At 64.9% G+C, this 19699-nt stretch carries 18 protein-coding genes; 11 read left to right on the top strand and 7 right to left on the bottom strand.

The genetic code is table 11. The annotated features are described in order from the left end of the window. Window positions 1–2 precede the first annotated feature (2 nt). The 5 genes from I6F21_RS11175 to I6F21_RS11155 all read left to right on the top strand — a co-directional run bounded on the left by I6F21_RS11175 (window position 3) and on the right by I6F21_RS11155 (window position 6034). Window positions 3–1016, top strand: coding sequence for an ABC transporter ATP-binding protein (locus tag I6F21_RS11175; protein ID WP_225141354.1), 1014 nt, complete (start codon window positions 3–5; stop codon window positions 1014–1016). Beyond that, the gene (locus I6F21_RS11170) at window positions 1013–2017 is read left to right on the top strand and encodes an oligopeptide/dipeptide ABC transporter ATP-binding protein (protein WP_225128876.1); all 1005 of its coding nucleotides are present in this window, start codon (window positions 1013–1015) and stop codon (window positions 2015–2017) included. Before I6F21_RS11175 ends, I6F21_RS11170 begins: the two co-directional genes overlap by 4 nt. 56 nt (window positions 2018–2073) lie before the next feature. Beyond that, on the top strand, window positions 2074–3570 hold the full coding sequence (locus I6F21_RS11165) for an ABC transporter substrate-binding protein (RefSeq protein ID WP_225141355.1): 1497 nt from the start codon (window positions 2074–2076) through the stop codon (window positions 3568–3570). A 226-nt stretch (window positions 3571–3796) separates the two neighbouring features. Next, window positions 3797–5437 (top strand): amidase family protein, encoded by a 1641-nt coding sequence (locus I6F21_RS11160; protein ID WP_225141356.1) that lies wholly within the window; start codon window positions 3797–3799, stop codon window positions 5435–5437. Window positions 5438–5647: 210 nt separating this feature from the next. Next, window positions 5648–6034: a nuclear transport factor 2 family protein gene (locus I6F21_RS11155; protein WP_036035076.1), complete on the top strand. Its 387-nt coding sequence runs from the start codon at window positions 5648–5650 to the stop codon at window positions 6032–6034. A 136-nt stretch (window positions 6035–6170) separates the two neighbouring features. On the opposite strand, the gene I6F21_RS11150 is transcribed toward I6F21_RS11155, so the two are convergent. Together I6F21_RS11150 and I6F21_RS11145 are read right to left on the bottom strand one after the other, a co-directional pair. Continuing rightward, window positions 6171–6413, bottom strand: a complete 243-nt coding sequence (locus tag I6F21_RS11150; RefSeq protein WP_051056887.1) for a hypothetical protein — start codon at window positions 6411–6413, stop codon at window positions 6171–6173. A gap of 464 nt (window positions 6414–6877) precedes the next feature. Continuing rightward, window positions 6878–7774 (bottom strand): LysR family transcriptional regulator, encoded by an 897-nt coding sequence (locus I6F21_RS11145; RefSeq protein WP_225141357.1) that lies wholly within the window; start codon window positions 7772–7774, stop codon window positions 6878–6880. Window positions 7775–7866: 92 nt separating this feature from the next. Here I6F21_RS11145 and styA point away from each other — a divergent pair, with 92 nt between their 5' ends. The 3 genes from styA (at window position 7867) to I6F21_RS11130 (ending at window position 10016) form a co-directional block, all read left to right on the top strand. Further along, window positions 7867–9117 carry a styrene monooxygenase subunit StyA gene (gene styA / locus I6F21_RS11140; RefSeq protein ID WP_225141358.1) on the top strand — a complete coding sequence of 417 codons (1251 nt, stop codon included), beginning with the start codon at window positions 7867–7869 and terminating at the stop codon, window positions 9115–9117. 69 nt (window positions 9118–9186) lie between these two features. Beyond that, window positions 9187–9489 carry an EthD family reductase gene (locus I6F21_RS11135; protein ID WP_225141359.1) on the top strand — a complete coding sequence of 101 codons (303 nt, stop codon included), beginning with the start codon at window positions 9187–9189 and terminating at the stop codon, window positions 9487–9489. Continuing rightward, entirely contained in the window at window positions 9489–10016 is a 528-nt protein-coding gene (locus tag I6F21_RS11130) for a flavin reductase family protein (RefSeq protein WP_225141360.1), read from the top strand. The genes I6F21_RS11135 and I6F21_RS11130 overlap by 1 nt, the downstream gene beginning before the upstream one ends. Window positions 10017–10043: 27 nt before the next feature. On the opposite strand, the gene I6F21_RS11125 is transcribed toward I6F21_RS11130, so the two are convergent. Continuing rightward, window positions 10044–11063, bottom strand: coding sequence for an arginase family protein (locus tag I6F21_RS11125; protein WP_225141361.1), 1020 nt, complete (start codon window positions 11061–11063; stop codon window positions 10044–10046). A gap of 84 nt (window positions 11064–11147) precedes the next feature. Here I6F21_RS11125 and I6F21_RS11120 point away from each other — a divergent pair, with 84 nt between their 5' ends. Further along, window positions 11148–12122: a magnesium transporter CorA family protein gene (locus I6F21_RS11120; RefSeq protein WP_036005440.1), complete on the top strand. Its 975-nt coding sequence runs from the start codon at window positions 11148–11150 to the stop codon at window positions 12120–12122. A gap of 40 nt (window positions 12123–12162) precedes the next feature. Here the strand turns inward: I6F21_RS11120 and I6F21_RS11115 are convergent, their stop codons facing one another. Then, on the bottom strand, window positions 12163–12789 hold the full coding sequence (locus I6F21_RS11115; protein ID WP_225141363.1) for an alpha/beta hydrolase: 627 nt from the start codon (window positions 12787–12789) through the stop codon (window positions 12163–12165). After that, complete coding sequence (locus I6F21_RS11110; protein WP_057030006.1) at window positions 12786–13724, bottom strand: ring-cleaving dioxygenase; 939 nt, start codon at window positions 13722–13724, stop codon at window positions 12786–12788. The genes I6F21_RS11115 and I6F21_RS11110 overlap by 4 nt, the downstream gene beginning before the upstream one ends. 128 nt (window positions 13725–13852) lie before the next feature. On the opposite strand from I6F21_RS11110, the gene I6F21_RS11105 reads away from it, so the two are divergent. Both I6F21_RS11105 and I6F21_RS11100 read left to right on the top strand, forming a co-directional pair. Then, window positions 13853–14782, top strand: a complete 930-nt coding sequence (locus I6F21_RS11105) for a LysR family transcriptional regulator (protein WP_225141365.1) — start codon at window positions 13853–13855, stop codon at window positions 14780–14782. Window positions 14783–15191: 409 nt separating this feature from the next. Continuing rightward, window positions 15192–15668, top strand: a complete 477-nt coding sequence (locus I6F21_RS11100; protein ID WP_036005431.1) for a hypothetical protein — start codon at window positions 15192–15194, stop codon at window positions 15666–15668. 189 nt (window positions 15669–15857) lie between these two features. Here the strand turns inward: I6F21_RS11100 and I6F21_RS11095 are convergent, their stop codons facing one another. Further along, window positions 15858–18551: a hybrid sensor histidine kinase/response regulator gene (locus tag I6F21_RS11095; RefSeq protein ID WP_225111816.1), complete on the bottom strand. Its 2694-nt coding sequence runs from the start codon at window positions 18549–18551 to the stop codon at window positions 15858–15860. Then, window positions 18548–19582, bottom strand: coding sequence for an ABC transporter substrate-binding protein (locus tag I6F21_RS11090; RefSeq protein WP_225141369.1), 1035 nt, complete (start codon window positions 19580–19582; stop codon window positions 18548–18550). The genes I6F21_RS11095 and I6F21_RS11090 overlap by 4 nt, the downstream gene beginning before the upstream one ends. Between the last annotated feature and the right edge of the window lie 117 nt (window positions 19583–19699).

Below are 19699 nucleotides of genomic sequence, written 5' to 3'. Positions count from 1 at the left end.
CGATGGCCGAGCGCTCCAACATGCCGCTAATCGAGGTCGACAATCTCGGTGTCCGCCTCAACACCAGCCGCGGGCCGGCGCAGGCCGTGCGCGGTGTCAGCTTTGCGCTGACGCGCGGCGAGACGCTCGGGCTCGTGGGCGAGTCCGGCTGCGGCAAGTCGGTCACGGCGTTGTCGTTGATGGGGTTGCTGCCGGACAGTGCCGTCGTGACCGGCAGCATCAAGCTGGACGGCGATGAACTCGTCGGACTTCCGGATTCCGACTATTGCCGCCTGCGCGGCAACCGCATCAGCATGATCTTCCAGGAGCCGATGACAGCGCTCAATCCGATGCACACGATCGGCACCCAGGTCGCCGAGCCGCTGCGCCGTCACAAGAATTATTCGGCGGCGCAGGCTCGTCGGGAAGCAATCGCCTTGCTCGACCGCGTCGGGCTGCCCGACCCCGCGCGTCGTGTCGATGCCTATCCGCATCAGTTCTCCGGCGGCCAGCGCCAGCGCGTCACCATCGCGATGGCGCTCGCGTGCGAGCCGGACCTGTTGATCGCGGACGAGCCGACCACCGCGCTCGACGTCACCATCCAGGGCCAGATCCTCGACCTCATCGCCGATCTCGTCGAGGAGCGCGGCATGTCCATGATCCTGATCTCGCACGATCTCGGCGTCATTGCAGAGAACGTCCAGCGCATGATGGTGATGTATGGCGGCACCGTCGTCGAGAGCGGCCCGACCGACGAGGTGTTCCGTCGCATGGGCCATCCCTACACGCAGGGCCTGTTCCGTGCCCGGCCCAAGCTCGGCGCGCGTAAGGGGACGCGGCTGAAGACGATCGCGGGCACGGTGCCGGAGCTCGCCGATCTGCCGTCCGGCTGCACCTTCTCCGATCGCTGCCCGCTGGTGATCGACCAATGCCGCGTCGCGCTGCCGCCGATGGTGGACGTCGGGCCCGGCCATTTTGCGCGCTGCATAAGAACGGACGTGTCGATGGCCGAACGCGTCGGAGCGCTGACCGCATGAGCACCGCGCCGCTTCTCGACGTCAGGGATCTCGAACAGCGCTACACGCTCCCGCGCGAGAGCCTGTTCCGTCCGCCGGGGCAGGTGCGCGCGCTCAACGGCGTCAGTGTGCAGGTCCGAGCCGGCAAGAGCCTCGGCATCGTCGGCGAGTCCGGCTCCGGCAAGTCCACCTTCGCGCGCGTCGTGATGGCGCTGGAGCGGCCGACCGCAGGACAGGTCGCGCTGCTCGGGCGCGATCTCAACCGCTTGCCGGCCGACGAGCTGCGCCGCGCCCGGCGTGATTTCCAGATGGTGTTCCAGGATCCCTACGGCTCGCTCGATCCGCGGCAGACCATCGCGCGGATCGTCGCCGAGCCGCTGACCGTGCTGGAAGGTGCCGACCGCACCACGTTCCGCGACCGCGTCGCCGCGGTGCTGCGCCAGGTCGGCTTGCGCGATGCGGACATGGAAAAATATCCGCACGAATTCTCCGGCGGCCAGCGCCAGCGCATCGCGATTGCGCGTGCGCTGATCACCCAGCCGAAGCTGATCGTTGCCGACGAGCCGGTCTCGGCGCTCGACGTCTCCGTGCAGGCCCAGGTGCTGAACCTGATGCAGGACCTCCAGGAGCAGTTCGGCCTGAGCTACATCCTGATCAGCCATGACCTCGCCGTGGTCGACTATCTCTGCGACGAGGTCGCGGTGATGTATCTCGGCCGCATCGTCGAGCAGGGGCGGCCAGAGGATTTGTTCGAGCGCTGCGCCCATCCCTATACGCGGGCGCTGCTGGAGGCGGTGCCGCGGGCTCGCGCCGGGGGTGGCCGCCGCCGGCGCGGGGCCCAGGCGATCGCCTCGCACTCGGCGGTGACGACCGGATGCCCCTATGCATCGCGCTGCCCGCTTGCCGACCAGCATTGCCGCGAGGTTCCGCCTGCGTTACGCAAGGTGGGCGAGGGGCACCTTGCCGCCTGCCACAAGGCCGAGGCTGTGATGGCGTTGCCGCAGGCGGCCATGGAAGGTTAGTGTCCGGGGCAGGATTGGCGTTAAGCTGGAAACAGGATTGGCAGGGGAGTTTGCGCATGTTCAGGAAACTATCGATCGTCGCCTTTGCCGCTGCGCTCGTCGCGGCGCCCTTGCCGGTGCTGGCGCAGAGCAAGAAGGACAGCGTCGTCATGGCGATGGCGCTGGAGCCGCCGGGGCTCGACCCGACCAATGCGGCCGCCGCCGCGATCGCCGAGGTCACGCTCTACAACATCTATGAGACGCTGACCAAGATCAACGAGGACGGCTCGGTCTCGCCGCTGCTGGCCGAGAGCTGGACCGCTTCGCCCGATCTGAAGACCTATACGTTCAAGCTGCGCAAGGGCGTCAAATTCCACAATGGCGAAGCGTTCGATTCCGCTGCGGTGAAGTTCTCGTTCGAGCGCAACGCGGCGCCGACCAGCACCAACAAGGACAAGAGCCTGTACCAGGCCTTCGAGAAGGTCGAGACGCCCGATGCCGACACCGTCGTGATCACCGTGAAATATTCCGAGCCGAACCTGCCGTTCCTGCTCGGGCAGGCGGGCGGCTCGATCGTCGAACCGAAGAGCGCGGGCACCAATGTCACGCAGCCGGTCGGGACCGGACCGTACCAGCTTGGCGGCTGGGCTAAGGGCTCTTCGCTCACGCTGACCAAATGGGCCGACTACCGCAACGCCTCCGCGATCAAGCTGTCCAAGGTGACGATTCGCTTCATCTCGGATCCGGCGGCGCAGGTGGCGGCGCTGCTGTCGGGTGACGTCGATGCATTCCCGCGCGTCGCCGCGGCGCGCGCCTTGGCACAGTTCAAGGCGGATCCGCGCTTCACGGTGCTGGTCGGCGGCTCCCGGGCCAAGACCATCGTCGCCATCAACCACCGCAAGAAGCCGCTGGACGACGTCCGCGTCCGCCGCGCCATCCTTGCCGCGATCGACCGCAAGGCCATGATCGACGGCGCCGTCGACGGCTTCGGCACGCCGATCGGCAGCTTCTACGTGCCGGGCGCGCTCGGCTATGTCGACACCACCGGCATCAACCCCTATGACCCCGAGAAGGCCAAGAAGCTGCTCGCGGAGGCCGGCGTCACCACGCCGCTCGAATTGTCGCTCAAGCTGCCGCCGCCGTCCTATGCGCGGCAGGGCGGCGAGATCGCCGCGGCCCAGCTCGCCAAGGTCGGTATCATCGCCAAGATCGAGAACGTCGAATGGGCGCAGTGGCTGTCGCAGGTGTTCGCCGGCAATGGTCCGCACAATTTCGATCTCACCATCGTCAGCCATGTCGAGCCGTTCGACCTCGTCAAGATCACCGAGCCGGACTACTACCTCGGTTACAACAACGAGAAGTTCAACGCGCTCTACAAGCAGATCGTCTCGACGCCGGACGAAGCCGGCCGCGCCAAGCTGCTTGGCGATGCCCAGCGCATGCTGGCGACCGATGCGGTCTCCGCCTACCTGTTCCAGCCGCAGCTCATCACCATCACCAACAAGAAGCTGAAGGGCGTCTGGAAGGAAGTCCCGCAATTCGAGAACGACTTCTCCGCCTGGTATTGGGAATAGGCGGCGTCCATTGCTGTGCCCTCTCCACGCGTTGGAGAGGGCAGCTCCAAACAAAACCTGAAAAACAACCCCATGCACAGTAGCCGGGGTCAGTCATTTCAATGGTTTACACGTCGCGCCTGTACGATCGACGCGATTCGCCTAGAAGTTGACCCGTCGGGCAAAACACTGGCATGATGGCATGCTCGCGTCTCGTGGTGGAGATGCGCCGTCGGGCGAGGCAGAAGTGCAGAAATCATCCCGCCGCGATGCAGGCATTGCCGCGGCGGCCATCACCGCCGAGGCGCCGATCTCCTTGAAGCTCGATCATGCGCCGATGAGCGATATCACTCATGCCTTGGCCAGTGGGCATGTCACGGCCACGGCGCTGGTCGAAGCCTATCTCGCGCGCATCGAAGCCTACGACCGCGACGGGCCCAAGCTCAACGCGGTCCGCGCGCTCAATCCCGACGCGCTCGCGATCGCGGGCAGGCTCGACGGCGCCGAGCCGTCGGCCGAGCGGCCGCTGGCCGGCATCTCGATCCTGGTGAAGGACAACATCGCAACCGGCGACGCGCAGCCGACCACGGCGGGCTCGCTGGCGCTGGAAGGCGCACGCGCACGCGACGATGCGACGCTCGTCAAGCTGCTGCGCGAGGCCGGCGCGGTGATCCTCGGCAAGGCGAATCTGACCGAGTTCTCCAACATGCTCGCGGTCGACATGCCTTCCGGCTATTCGTCGCTGGGCGGTCAGGTCAAGAATCCCTATGCGCCGGCGCTGGCCGACGATCACGGCATCCCCGTCGTGTCCCCGGGCGGCTCGAGCGCGGGTTCGGCGGTCGCGGTGGCGGCGGGCTTGTGTGCGGCCTCGATCGGCACGGAGACCTCGGGCTCGCTGCTCTTTCCCGCCAGCCAGAATGGCCTCGTCACCGTGAAGCCGACGGTCGGGCTCATCAGCCGTGCCGGCATCGTGCCGATCTCGCATAGTCAGGACACCGCGGGGCCGATGACGCGGACCGTGCGCGACGCGGCGCTGCTGCTCAACGCGCTCGCGGCCAAGGACCCGCTCGATCCGGCGACGCAAAAGCAGCGGCGGCCGGCCGATTACACCGCCGGTCTGACGCGCGATGCGATGAAAGGTGCGCGCATCGGCGTGCCGAGCGATCCCGCCGATCCGCTGAATGATCCCTTCTTCCGCAAGCTGCCCCCCAAAGGAGCGAAGGTGGTAGGGGAAGCGATCAAGGTGCTGGAGGATCTCGGCGCCGTGATCGTGCGCGCCAGCATTCCGACAGCCGGCTGGATGAGCGGACCGGGTACGATCATGGCCGTGCTCAACCGCAATCCGCTGAGCGCCAACAGGGGCAATGCGGTCCCGCAGCGGATCGTCTTCATCTACGAGTTGAAACGAGATCTCAACCTCTACCTGAGGGATTGGGCGACCAACACCACCATCAAGACCATGACCGACATCGTGGCCTTCAACGAAGCCAATGCGGGCAAGGCGCTCCGCTTCGGCCAGGACAACTTCCTCGCAGCCGACCTCACCCGGGGCGACCTGAGCGAACGCGAGTACAAGGCGGCACTCGCCATGGACCTGCTCAGCGCCAGGACCCGCGGCATGGATGCCTACATGAACCAGCACAAGCTCGACGCCGTGCTGTTCCCGGGCAGCGAAGGCGCCGCGATCGCCGCCAGGGCGGGCTATCCCAGTGTCCTCGTGCCGTGCGGCTTCGTCGCCGGCGTCGACGGCAAGGATACGCCCGATTATCCGTTCGGCGTCACCTTCGCAGGCCGCGCCTGGAGCGAGCACAAGCTGCTTCGCCTGGCCTACGCTTATGAGCAGGCCTCCGCCAAGCGCAAGCCGCCGCCTGGCTTGCCGGCGCTTTAGAGTGCACTGTGCATGTGCCGGTTGGTGGCGGTGGCATGCGCTGACAAATCCGTTGTCTGTTCTCACCGATATGGCGGACGTGCCGTCCTGCCCTGGGGAGGGCGCTTTGTGACCCGAAGGCGCCATCGACCAGACGTCTAATCGGCCCTTCAACTCACCTGTGTGCCCTTGTGTTATTGTATCCCTTCCGGGAACTCGATGGAGGGAAGGATGGACATTCGATCGAAATTGACGGCGCTGTGTGAAGCGTTCAACGCGCACGACTTGGATTCCATCATGGAGTTCTTTGCTGACGATTGTGTCTTGGAGATGCCGAGGGGAAGCAAGCCTTGGGGCTCCCGCTTCGAGGGCAAACGCAACGTACGAGACGGGCTCGCGACGCGCTTTGAAGGCTTACCGGATGTTCACTACGGCGACGCCGAGCATTTTGTGGATACGATGGCAAACACGGGCATTTCAAAATGGACGCTAACGGGCACTACAGGCGAAGGAAAAAAGATCGAGGTCCGAGGATGTGACTTTTACACTTTTCGCGCGGACGAGGTGATCCGCAAGGACTCGTATTGGAAGATTGTTGAAGGACCTTCGTCAGCCTAACGACGCACATGTCCGAATGTGGCCCAGAGGTGCAGGTCCAGGCAGCGTCTCTGTTCTCGGCTCATCGCGGAAATCGGAAGTAACCTGCGTGCCGACAATTGGCGCTCGGACGGCAGAGCGCGCAGGCAGAACGCTTTCATACATTTCCTTTCCAGATCAGCCATCGGTAGACGCCGAACACGTTGATAAGTGTCACCACCACGTTTTGCACCATCAGCGCATATTCCGCTGTTAGATAGCCGACGACGATCCAGATCACCGATGCACCGCTCAGTACGACGAAGGCCCAGCCGGTAATGAGTGGCCGCGCCCGGGCAGCTAGGATCAGCCCGGCGCCGATCGTGCCGACTGTCGCCACCCAACGCAGGATTTCATCCATGACGCGTGTGCTCCCCGAAAACCGACGTCGGAGCGTCGTTCCGCGATTTGCCTATACGGACGCAGTCACAGGCAGGCCGTCGGAGTGGAACTTTCCGTCTCGTGCCGACCACCATGCGACCCACCGCCCGAGCGACTTGGCTCCACAGTGGCGGCGGAAGGTCAGGCGCCAGTGTGGTGATCCCGTGCGGTATCAACTCCGCTGCGCCGAAATCGGAAGCTCCTTTTTTCTCATCCCCGAACTGCGTTTCCATCAACCGGCGTGCTGGCACATTGCCCCGGGCTGCCGAAATGAAATCTGAGCCGAGGACTTATCTGCACAACGAGCTGATCGAATGAGCGCGACTTCCGCGTTTGCTCAACCTGAGTTCTTCGCGTTGTGACCCTTTACAGACGCCGAACACTCAACGGAACGAGCCAGTTTCCCTGGTTGCCGAAGGGGCGAGATCGGCGTTTCGAACGCGATCAGGCGAGCGCAAAGACGTCCGCACGTTCGATGATCAGATCGCGGAACAGTCGCGCCCGGTGTGACATCCATTGCGGGTCGGGATAGACGATGTGCATGGGCAGCGGCGGCACGACGAAGTCGGGCAGCACATGGACGAGACGGCCGGCCGCGATGTGCTCGGCGGTGCACCAGTTCGGCAGCACGGCGACGCCTATCCCCTCCAATGCAGCCAGCGTCATCACGTCCGCATCGTCGCAGGTCATCGCCGGCGCGATGTCGACGACGTAACGGCCGGTTTCGGATTCGAACGTCCACTGGTTCTTCTGCGACAGGCGTGAGTAGGTGACGCAGGGCATGCGGCGCAGATGATCCGGCAACGAGGGTACCTGATGACGCGCAAGCAGCGCGGGCGCCGCCACCAGCAGGCGTTTAATGGTGCCCACCCGCCGCGCCACCAGCGAGCTCGAATTGAGGCTGCCGATCCGTATCGCAAGCTCGGTCCCGGTTTCGATGAGGTCGACGAACTGTTCCGTAAAACTGACGTCCAGCCGGACATCAGGATAGCGGCGGGTATATTCGGCGAAGATCTCACGGAAGAAGAAGCGGCCGAACGACGTCGGCACCGTCATGCGCAACGTCCCTGACGGATTGCCAATCCGGCTTTGCGTCGGCGCGCCGGCGCTCTCGAGCAGCGCGACGATGTCCTTGGCGTATTTCAACACGCGGTCGGCTTCCGGGGTCGGCCGCAGCTTGCGCGTGGTGCGCACGAACAGCCGGCAGCGAAACTCGGCTTCCAGCAGCGCGATGCGCTTGCTGATCGCCGGCTGACCCAAACCGAGGTCGTCGGCGGCCTGGGTGAAACTCCCTGCCTCCATCACCCGGATGAAGGTCTGCAGCGCCTCGATCCGGTCCATTCATTCCTCGCCGGAATTTATATTATTCTGACCATTCCATATACGGCATGGCTGGTCCGGTCTAGCCTTCCTGCGTTCAGGGGAGGACACGAATGAGCAAATCGATCGGCATTCTCGGGGCCGGCATCGGCGGCCTGCATCTGGCGCTCTACCTGCAGAAGCAGGGCATTGCGGCAACCGTGCTGACGGACCGCGCCCCGGAGCAGTATGCGGCGACACGGCTGATGAACACCGTCGCGCATCACAGCGTCACCATCGCGCGGGAGAACGAGCTTGGCGTGAACCACTGGGATGATCCCCAAGTGGTCTATCACCACCACGATCATTTCTTCAATTTCCCCGACGGCGGGCTCCTGTTCCGCGGTGCATTTCAGCGGCCGAGCCGCGCGGTGGATTATCGGATCTACCTGCCGGCACTGATGAAGGACTTCGAGGATCGTGGCGGCCTGATCGAGTATGCGAGCATTCAGGATGACGACATCCCCGCGCTGGTCTCGCGCTTCGACCTTCTCGTCGTCTCCACCGGCAAGGGCGCCCTCGGGCGCATGTTCGCTCACCGGCCCGAACTCTCTCCGTACACGCGGCCGCAGCGCCTGCTTTGCGTCGGCCTGTACGATGGCGTCGATCACGGCAGCCCCGATGGTGACGATCCACGCGGTGTCACCCTGTCCGTCTCGCCCGGCCATGGCGAGATGATCGTCATTCCCACGCTGAGCTTCGGCGGGATGAAAACGGCGCTGTTGATGGAAAACATTCCAGGCGGCGACATGGCCGACCTGGTCTCGCTCAGCTACGATGCCAACCCGGCAGCATTCCGGCAGACCCTTCTGGACAAGCTGGAAAAGCATCATCCGCACACCTACAACCGGATCGACACGCACCGCTTCGGGCTGGCCCAGCCGCTCGACCTGCTGCAAGGCGCGGTGGTGCCGACGGTGCGGCAGTCCTGGGTAGCTTTCGACGGCGACAAGCTCGCCATTGCCTTGGGCGACGTTCACTCCGTCGTCGATCCCTTGATGGGCCAGGGCGCCAACATGGCCTCATATGCGGCCTTCGAGCTCGGCAAGGCGATCGCCGATGCGGTGGCATTCGATGCGCGCTTCGTCGAGGACGTCGACCGTGCGCGCGAGAACCGCGTGCTTGCCGCTGCCCGCTGGACCAACATGATGCTGCAGCCGCCATCGGAAGCCATGGGCCGGCTGATCTTCGCCATGTCGCAGGACCGGGAGCTTTGCGACGAGTTCACCGAGAACTTCAATTATCCGGAGCGCCAGTGGGATCGTCTGGCGAGCGACAAACGCATCCACGCCTGGATCGATAGAAGCGGCAGGATCGCCGCCTGACGACGAACCGCCGTACGGACTCAGTTCCGCTCCTGGGCGGATGCTGAACCATGTCTGAGAGGAACACCAATGCATTGCCTGACCGTTCTTTACCCGACGCCCGACGATCCATCGGCCTTCAGGGCCTACTACGTCGACAAGCATGCCCCCCTGGCAGCGACGCTCCCTGGTCTGGTGCGTCATCATTACGCTTTCCCCCAACGACTCGGACCGGGGGAGGCGCCGTTCTGCATCTTCCAGGCATTCTTCTCCGATGCGGCTGCGATGGACGCGGCGCTCGGCTCAAGCATCGGCCGGAAGGTCGCAGCCGACGTGCCGAACTATTCGCCCAAGGGTGCGACGCTCTGCCATTTCAAGATCGAAGGCGCGTAATGGGTCACGTTGCCGAACCGGCCGGTTTTCGGGCAGCCGCATCGCGGTTCGCGACGGGCATTACGGTCGTCGCGACCGTCGATGAGGATGGCGCGCCGCTCGGCATGACCGCCAACAGCTTCACGACTGTTTCGGCGGATCCGCCAACTGTGCTTGTCTCTCTCATGCACGGGCGGACTTGGCAGGCTGTGGCCAAGTCCGGCATCTATTCCGTCAATGTCCTGCATGCGGAAGATGCTGCGCTCTGCGCGCACTTCGCCGGAAGGCCCTTGTTGCGCGACGCTCCGCCGCTCGTCGCTCGCCAAGGATTTTTCGTGCTCCCGCAGGCGATCGCGCAGTTCGCCTGCGAGGTGGTCCAATCGATCGATATCGCTGACCACACGCTCTTCATCGGCGAGGTGCGCTGGTGCCGGCACAACGAGGGAACACCTCTCGCATTCTACGCCAGCCGTCTTCGAAGGGGCGTCGGGATGGAAATCTCTTCCGCGGATCGTGTTGCCTATCCCGGTGACGGATGGTGGACCTGAGACGACTGTGCTCGGAAGGGTGAACCACTATACCTTCCGTCTCCCAATGCAACCCAGCGCATTGCATATGATCCGCGCGATCGCAATCGCTCCAAGATTCTGCACATCGCGCTCGGGAACGAATTCGACGATGTCCAGGCCGACTATTCTGGACTTTGCCGCGACACCCCGTATGAGATCGACAACGTCGAAATAGGACAGGCCGCCGGGCTGTGGGACGAGCACGCCGGGGATGACCGATGGATCGAGACCGTCGCAATCGATGGTCATCAGGCACTCGCCGTCATCCTCGATCGCGTCGAGCACGCTTGCGATCCCGTGATGCTGGACATGTCTTGCCGTGAAGATCTTCGCGCCCCACGCCTTTGCATCGTCGAATTCGGCGCGACCGGAGCCGCCGATGCCGCGCAAGCCGACCTGCACGATGCGCTTGACCCAGGGCAATTCGCTGGCGCGCCGCATCGTGCTGGAGAAGGTATAGCCCGATCCGTTTCGCTGATCCCGCCAATCAAGGTGGGCGTCGATCTGCACGACTGTCAGTCCCTTGCAGTCCTGGAACGCCTCGAAGAAAGGAATGGGGACGGAATCATCACCGCCCAGGAGGATCGGAACGGCGCCGACCGAAAGGACGGCCTGCGTGGCTGCTCTGATGGCATCACGGTTGCTCTCCGGAGTCATTGGGTCGGTCGGGACGTTTCCACCGTCCAAGACCGTCATTTTGCTCGGATCGAGCAGCTCGGCGTCCTGATCGAAATCCCAGCGGGTGAGATCGCTCTCATAGTGACGCAGCGCGCGACGGATGCCGTCGGGCGCTCTTGCGGCATGGCTGGTCTGACCTGCGAGGTACGGGGTGGCATCCGACGCGCCGAACAGGATCGCGTCGGCCGCCGGCGGTGGGGCGGTCAGGTCGCAGGCCTCAACACCCAGGAATGTCGTCATGTCGGGATGCACTACGCGTATCCATGGATCACCCGCGCGTCCGTCAACGTGCATCGCTCGACCGTGTTCCGGTCGGTATCTCGTTGTCCCCTGGAATGCCGCTGTCACTTGGAGGGTCTTGAACGTCTGGAACTCTCATGCGTTAGTCGGCGGCGCCATCCGGCATGACGATGCGGCCACGGAGTTCGGTTCTTGCTCAGACTTTACAGGTGGCCGTCCGACGACTGGCACGGCATCGGCGCGGAAATGCCCACGGAGGTCATCTGGGCCGATCTTCTAAACGGTACCGACGAGGAAAAGCAGTTCGTCGAGCGGCTGCTCGGCATCCGCATTCCCTCGGAAGACTCGCTCAGCGAGATCGAGGCGTCGAGCCGCCTGATCTTCGACCACGGCACGCTCTATCTCAGTTCGCCCGCGGTCCGGGTCACCGAGGCCGACGAGGCCGAGATCACGCCGGTGGGCTTCGTCATCGGTCCGCATGTGCTGGTGACGGTGCGCTTCGCAGAGCTGCCGATCTTCGACGACATCGGCAAGCGCATCGGCTCCGATGACAGCCTGGAGAACGGCATGTGCGTGTTCGTCAGCCTGCTCGAGGCCATGATCGATCGCGGCGCCGATGTCCTGGAGCATCTCGGCGGCAAGGTCGACCAGCTCTCGCGCGGTGTCTTTAGGGGCGGGCTGGTGCGCACCCAGCGCCCGGTGCGCTCCAGCCGCAGGATGCGGGAGGCCCTGGAGACTGTCGGCGAGCTGGCCGACCGGCTCGCCAAGGCGCGCGATGTCCTGCTCGGGGTGGGCCGCGTTGCCGCGTTTGCCGGCGACGTCGGCAGCGAGTGGATCACGGCATCCTCGAAGAAGCGTCTGGAAGCCGTGTCCAAGGACGTCGTCTCGCTCAGCGATTACGAGACGCGATTGTCGGACAAGATCCAGCTGCTGCTCGATGCCGTGCTCGGCTTCATCAACATCCAGCAGAACGAGCTGTTCAAGATCCTGACGATCGTCTCAGTCGTCGGCGTGCCGCCAACCATCATGGTCGGCGTCTGGGGCATGAACTTCAAGCACATGCCCGAATTGGACTGGAGCTTCGGCTATCCGCTGGCCTGGCTCGCAATCATCGCCAGCGGCCTGTTGCCGCTGATCTGGTTCAAGCGGCGCGGCTGGTTCGAGTGATGGCAGCGGCGCATCGTTCAAACGATGCGCCGCTGCTCGATCATGCGGCCTTGGCGTCCGCCTTGCTGATCCAGTCGCGGGCGAGCGTCACGTCAGCTTGCGACAATAGATGGCCTGCCGGCAGCACCTTGTGGGTGACGCTCGCACCTGCCTGCGACAGCAGTGCGGCGAGCCGTGCCGAATTGCTCGCCGGCACGATTGGATCAGCCTGCCCGGAGAGCAGCAGCACCGGCTTGCCGCCGAGCGCAGCCTTGGGCGGATCCGACAACGGCACCATCGCGCGCAGCAGGATTGCGCCGGCCAGCACGTCCGGCTGCAGCAGCAACAGCGCGGCCGCGATGTTGGCGCCGTTGGAGAATCCGACTGCGATCGGCGCGGCGAGGCCGTAGCGTTGCCGCGCCTCTGTGACGAACTCGCCCAGCTCGTGCGCGCGACGGCGCACGTCCTCCTCGTCGAACACGCCTTCGGCGAGACGGCGGAAGAAGCGCGGCATGCCGTGCTCGAGCACGCGGCCGCGGGGTGAAAGCAGGGCGGAGCCCGGCGAGATCATCTTGCCGAGGCCGAGCAGGTCGTTCTCGTCGCCGCCGGTGCCGTGCAGCAGCAGCAGAGGTGGAGAGCCCGCGTCGCCTGCGGGCTCGAAACGATGGATGAATGCAGTCTCCGTCATGACGCGGTCTCTTCCAGATTCGGCAGAACGCCCTCGATCTGCTTACGGTGCGGTTCGAGGAAAGCAGGCAGCTTCAGCTCGCGCCCGAGGCTCGCCACGGGCTCGTCGACCGCGAAGCCGGGGATGTCGGTCGCGATCTCGAACAGCACGCCGCCAGGCTCGCGGAAGTAGATCGAGCGGAAGTAGTTGCGGTCGCGCTGCTCGGTCGGGTGCAGGCCGTGATTGCTCACGAGCCTCTCGGCCATCTGGCCCTGCTCGGCATCGTCGGCCGCGCGGAAGGCGATGTGGTGCACCGAACCGCCGCCCTGGTGCCCGCGCAAGAAGCCCTTGGCCTCGTAGATGTCGACGACGCTGCCCTCTGCATCGCCGGGTGCCTTGAAGCGGATCACCGAGCCCTCACGCCCGCTCTCCTTGAAGCCGAACACGTCGGTGAGGATGGCCGCCGTCTTCGCCGCGCTGTCGAGCAGCAGGGTCACGCCGTGGAAGCCGCGGATCGCATGCTCGGCCGGCACGTCGCCATTGCTCCAGCCCGGCTCGTTTTCGGCACCGGGAATGCCGACCAGCGCGAGCGCCATGCCATCAGGATCGGTGAACGGCAGGACGGACTCGCCGAAGCGCTTCTCCAGCGCCTCGTACCGAATGCCCTTCTCGGTGAAGCGCTGCGTCCAGTAGCCGAGCGAGCGCTGCGGAACGCGGAAGGCGGTCTGATGGGTCTCGCCGACGCCGCGGCGGCCGGCCGAGACGCCGGCCCACGGAAAGAAGGTCAAGATGGTGCCGGGGCGGCCGGTCTCGTCGCCATAATAGAAGTGGTAGGTGCCGGGATCGTCGAAATTGACCGTCTTCTTGACGAAGCGCAGGCCAAGATCCCGCGTGTAGAAGCCGAAATTGCGGATGGGATCGCCAGCAATCGCGGTGACATGGTGCAGTCCAGACATTGTCGTCCTCCAAATTCGGGGAGCGGTCTTGCTCTGGCCGGAAATATCGTTCCGCTTTGGATTGGAGACAATCCATGCAAATATGACGGCTATGTCTACGATTTGGAAACAGTCGACGGGGCGATCCCTTGGATAAGCTCGGCAGCCTCCGGGCCTTCGTGAAGGTGGTGGAAAGCGGCAGCTTTGCCGAGGCCGGCCGGCAGCTGCGGCTGTCGCGCTCGGCGATCAGCAAATACATCGCCGACCTCGAGGAGAGCCTCGGGGTCCAGCTTCTGAACCGCACCACAAGGCACGCCAGCCCGACCGAGAACGGCCAGCGCTATTTCGAGCGCGCGGTCGTGATCCTCTCGGAGATCGAAGCGGCGGACCAGGCGGTGACGCAGGCGCAATCGGCGCCGCGGGGACTGCTCCGCGTCAACGCGCCGATGTCGTTCGGCACGATGCGGCTCGGGCCGGTCCTCGCCGATTTCATGACGCGCTTCCCGGAGCTGCAGCTCCAGATCGTGCTCAGCGACGATCTGCTCGATCCCGTGCAGGACGGCTTTGACGTGACGTTGCGGATCGCGGAGCTGGAATCGTCGAGCCTGATCGCGCGCAAAATCATGCCGGTGGGGCGCATGATCTGCGCGTCGCCGGATTATCTCGCCCGGCACGGCACGCCGAAGCATCCGCAGGATCTGCGCGAGCATGCTTCGCTGACCTACGGCTTCCTGCTCACGGGTAATCAGTGGAAGCTCACCGGCCGCGACGGCGACCACTGGATCCAGCCGGCCTGGTCGCTCTGCGTCAACAATGCCGAGGTGCTGCGCGATGTCGCCATCAAGGGCAGGGGACTGGCGCTGCTGCCGGAGTTCATTGCGGCCGATGCGTTGCGGAAAGGCGAGTTGCGGACAGTGCTGGATGATTATTCCGCGCCGCCGCTGGCGCTCTATGCGGTCTATCCGCCGACGCGGCACCTGTCCGTGAAGGTGCGGTTGTTCATCGACTTCCTGGTCGAGCGGTTCGGGCGGGAGGATGAGGAAGTTGGCGGGCGCAGACGTGCGGAGGCTGGGTCGTGAAGCCACGAATCTGCCGGGGCAACGGCTCGCAGCGCCAGTCTAGGGACTCTGCCGCTGAAATTGTGAGTGGCATGGGTTCTCCCATTGTCAGCGTTGTTGACAGTGATTCCTCGGAATTACTCTAGCGCGAATGATAAGATGAAGTCCGGCAACCAGCAGAGGCCATGATGATTGTGCCTCTGCTGAGAGTCCCGCGCAGTGGCTGGATAAGATTATATCGCAACGGAGACTTGAACTTTCTTCCCGTGGCTTGGGACTCATATTCGCGTCCCGACTTCGCCTCAGGACAGAGAGAGTTCAGCCGCTGTCGGGCGTTGCCGAGGGCTCTCTTCCGTGCCACCGCGAAGAGCCTGGCTCGATGAGTCGCCCGCACTTCTCGACTTGGTTTCAACAAGCGCAGGAGGAAGCTATGCGGAAGTCTCTCACCTTTTTCCTTTCTGGTGTGGCATTGGCCGTCGCGGCGTCAACCGCCGTAGCCGGTGAGCGGGTGCTCGAGTTCAAGCTCGTCACCAAGCCGCTCGACCTCAAGGTCATAGAGGCCGCAAACGTTGAAGGACAGACGGTCGTGTCCGGAAAATTCTTCGGAGTGGCCGTCTTCAGCGATGGCCGTATCGGCGTGAAAGAGTTCGTCAATAGTTCGGACCAGCTCAAAGGGTCTGGCCCCTTCTTCGGCTATAGCACTTACACGTTCGAGGAAGGCTCGATTACGGCGCGCTACACCGGATCGGCCAAAGACGGCAAATCGACGGGCGAATACACGATTCTGTCGGGCACTGGTGCCTACGCGAATGCAACGGGTACGGGAACCATCGAAAGCGCGCCGAACCCATTCAAGGGTGTCAACCTGCTCAACATAAAGCTGGTCGTTAAAACTTCGGGCTCGTGATAGCGAATGCTAAACAGGTCCCGCACGAAGGTAGTTGATCTCTTGGGGGGCGCGCTGGCCCGGCCGGAAACACAGCGCCGGCCGGGCGACCTGCTGAAGAACCGGCTGGAGTCGTGGGATTGATCTTTCCGCTTGGCCAGCCGCTGGTGCCGCAGGAGAGAACGCTTGGGAGCTCCGACCTGCGCAAATCTAGCTGACAGATTGCTGTCCGGCAGGTTCAAGCAGATCATTCAGCGCTTGCATCGACGCCTGTCGAATCTCGGCGAGTTCGCGTGCGGCACTGTCGAGTTCGGCAGGTGACATCGCGGGTGCCGCCAGCTCGACGTCGCGGCTGCGCTCGAACAGGCGGACGAGGCCGAGCGCACTTGCCGCGCTGCCAAGTTGATGCGCGGATCGTGCGAGGTGCTTGTGATCGCCCGCCGCCGCGGCGTCGGCGATGTCGTGGATCAATCGTTCTCCCGTCTGCTGGAGCAGATGGTGGAGCTTGTCGATTTGCGCGGCGCCCAGCAGCTCCCGCTGGTCGTCGAGGAAAGGCCGATCGATCAGTTCGGTCGCCGGGCGTTGCGCGGCTGCCGGCTCGGCCACCAGATCATCCTCGATCGCCTCGCGCAGCGCGTTGACCAGGATCGGCTTGCTGACGACCTTGGCGATGCCGGCGCCGGCAAGCCGATCGCGGGCGCGGCCGGAGACGTCGGCGGTCACGGCGATGAGGCGCGGCATCTTGGCAAGTCCGAGCTCGCCGATCCGGAAGGCCGCCTCCACGCCGTCCATGTCGGGCATGTGCAGATCCATCAGGATGACGTCGAAGGCCTGATCGCGGGCGAGCTCGACGGCTGCGGCGCCGTTCCTGGCGATCGTCGTGTGGTGGCCGAGCCGGTGCAGGATCGCTGCGCCGACCTCGCAATTGACGGGGTCATCGTCGACCAGAAGCACGCGGAGCTGCCGCGACGGCGGCGCAAGCGCGCCTTGCGCCACGCTGCTTCCGGCAAGCCCGAGCGGCACTTCGAGCGTGAACGTGCTGCCCGCGCCGGGCGCGCTCTCGACCTTGAGCTCGCCGCGCATCAGGCGGGTGAGACGGCGCGCGATCGCAAGGCCGAGGCCGGTGCCGCCGAAGCGACGCGCGATGCTGTCGTCGGCCTGGACGAAATCCTCGAAAATCCGCTCGTGCAGCCCGGGCGCGATGCCGATGCCGGTGTCGCGCACGATGATGCACAGCAGGAGGTGATCGCCGCGCCGCTCGGTTGCCGCGCTCACGCCGATGCCGCCGCTCGGGGTGAACTTGATCGCGTTGCCGATCAGGTTGAGCAGGATGCGGTTGAGCCTGACGGGATCGCCATGCGCGGCGGTGTCGACCGTGTCATCGCAGGCGAGATCGAAGCTCAGGCCCTTGTCGAGGGCTTGCGGACGCATCAGGTCGCCGGCGGCTTCGATCAACTGGTCGAGACGGAAGTCGCGCGTCTCCAGCATTTCCGTGCTGGCCTCGAGACGCGCATATTCCAGCACCGCATCGACCAGCGCGATCAGCGTTTCGCCCGACGCCGCCGCGGTGGCAAGATGGCGGCGCTGGGCCTCGCTGAGGCTGCCGTCGTCCAAGAGTTGCAGCACGCCCATGACGCCGTTGAGCGGCGTGCGCAACTCATGGCTGACGACGGCGAGGAAGCGCGACTTGGTCTCATTGGCCGCGACCGCCGCGCGGCGCGCGCGCTCGGCGGCGTCGTGCTCGGCGAGCGCGTGGTCGCGGGCCTTCTCCAGCTCGGAGGTGCGCTCGATCACCTTGCGCTCGAGCGTGGCGTAGGATTCGCGCAAATGCGCCGCCATGCGGTTGAACTGCTCGCCGAGCGCCTCCAGCTCGTCGCCGGTCTTGATCGCGAGCCGCGAGTTGAGGTCGCCGCTGCCGATCCGCCTGGCTCCTTGGGTCAGCAGCTGGATCGGCACGGTCATGCGCCGGCTGAGAATGAGCGAGACCAGCACCGCGCAGGCGAGCAGGATCACGAGCAGGAAGGTCGAGCGGCCGATCGAGGCATAGATCGGCGCGTAGGCTTCGGTAAGCGGCAGCTCGACGAACACCAGCCAGCCGAGCGAGGGCACGGTCGCATAGGTCGACAGCACGCGCTGGCCGGAGAGATCCTCCTTGACGAGGCCGCCCGAAGGCGGCCCGATGCCGTCGAGCGCGGCGCGGACGTCGGCATGGCCGGAGAGATCGCTGCGCTGGAGCGCCCGCCATAAATCGGGATGCGCGATCAACACGCCCATGCGGTCGACGACATAGGCCTTGCCGGTGTTGCCGACCCTGATTCCCGTGACGAGGTCCCAGATGAAGCGCAGATTGACCTCGGCGACGATCACATCGGGAGCGCGCCCGGTGCCGCGCGTGGCGAGCGTCATGAAGGGCTCGGTGTCGCCGAAGAAATAGACGGGACCGTAATAGGCCCGGCTGTCATTGGCACCGCGGAAGGCGGCTGAAGCGGAGAGATCGGCGTTGCTGCCGACCTTGTCGGCGATCCGGCGCGATACGCGCAGCTGCTCGCGGCCTTCCGAATTGAGCTGGGCGATCTCCGCGATCGCAGGCGAGAGGCGCAGGAGGCGGATGGCGTTCAGCCGCTCGTCCTCGTGGGTCGACAGCTCCGGCGGCAGGCGCGCGAGCCACCTGATCTGGTTCTCGATCTGGCCGATGAACTGGCCGATCTGAATCGCTGCGGAGGCGGCCTGTTCGCGCTGGGTCGCCGCCAGCAGCTGCTTCTGCTCGCGATAGGAGAACCAGACGTCGAAGCTGGTGTTGATGGCGAGCGCGGCGAAGGCGAGGGCGACGATCGAGTAGAGATATTTCCTGAACAGCCGGCCGGAAGGCGTGCGCGAAGGTTCCTGGTCGCCGGGATCGTTCACTCGCGGATCTCGTCGGCGCGCGCGAGCAGCGTGAACGGGATCGTCAAGCCGAACGAGCGGGCGACCGTGCGGTTGATCAACAGCTCGTATTTGCGCGGCGATTGCACTGGAAGGTCGCCGGGCTTGGTGCCGCGCAGGATCAGGTCGACGTAATCGGCCGAGCGCACCTCGAGCGTTGGGCCGTAGCTCATCAGCCCGCCGGCATCGATGAAGTAATGGAACGGATAGATCGTGGGCACGCGGTAATTGGCGGCGGCCGCGACCACCGCCTTGCGGTTGACCACGAGGAAGCTGTCGACCAGCGCCACCATCGCCGCCTTGGGCAGTTCGGAAAAGCGCTTGACGGCGTCGTCGATCTCCGCGGGCGCGTTGACGGGCGCGGGGATCACGGAGACGCCGGATGCGGCAGCCTCCTGCTCGATCGATTCGAGGAAGAAGCGTCCGCCGCGCGGCGTGGTCGCGGGGTTGAACAGGATGCCGACGCGCGCGACGTCGGGCACGGCCTCGCGGATCAGCTGGAGCCACTTGCCGCCCATCTCGGCGCTGCTGTTGGTGAAGCCGGTGGCGTTGCCGCGGGGATGCGCGAGGCTTTCGACGAAGCCGTTGCCGACCGGATCGTTCGCGGTCGCAAACACGACCGGGATGGCCTTGGTGGCGGCAAGGACGGCGGCGGTCTCGATCGTCGACCCCGTCAGGATCACGTCCGGCTTGAGGTCGAGCAATTCCTGGACGGCCATCTTCAGCCGGTCCGGCGCGCCGAAGGTGGAACGGAGCTCGAGGCGGAAGTTGACGCCTTCGACCCAGCCGCGCTGCCGCAAGCCGGCGACGAGGTTGCCCAGGCGAGAGCTTGCGCTGTCGATCATGCCGCGTCTGGTCAGCTCGTCGTCGAGCGGCAATGCGGTGAGCGAGGCGACGATCCGCACGCGATTGTCGGTTGCGCCGAGCGCGATCGATCCCGCGACCGACGCAGTCGCGAGGCGAATGAAGCCGCGGCGATTGACCGCCGAGGAAACGAAAGATCGCCCCGTCATGGACTAAGTTGCACGATCGCCTTGCTTTGCTCGATGCTTAGCGCGAAAGCGGGGTGCCCACAATCGGCGAAAGGCGCATGTGAATGTTCGTTCGCAGGCTTTCGATCTGGTGCCCGG

It is taken from the genome of Bradyrhizobium sp. NBAIM03 (genome assembly GCF_020194055.1).
Taxonomy (GTDB): domain Bacteria; phylum Pseudomonadota; class Alphaproteobacteria; order Rhizobiales; family Xanthobacteraceae; genus Bradyrhizobium; species Bradyrhizobium yuanmingense.
This window is presented reverse-complemented; position numbering and strand designations above follow the sequence as displayed.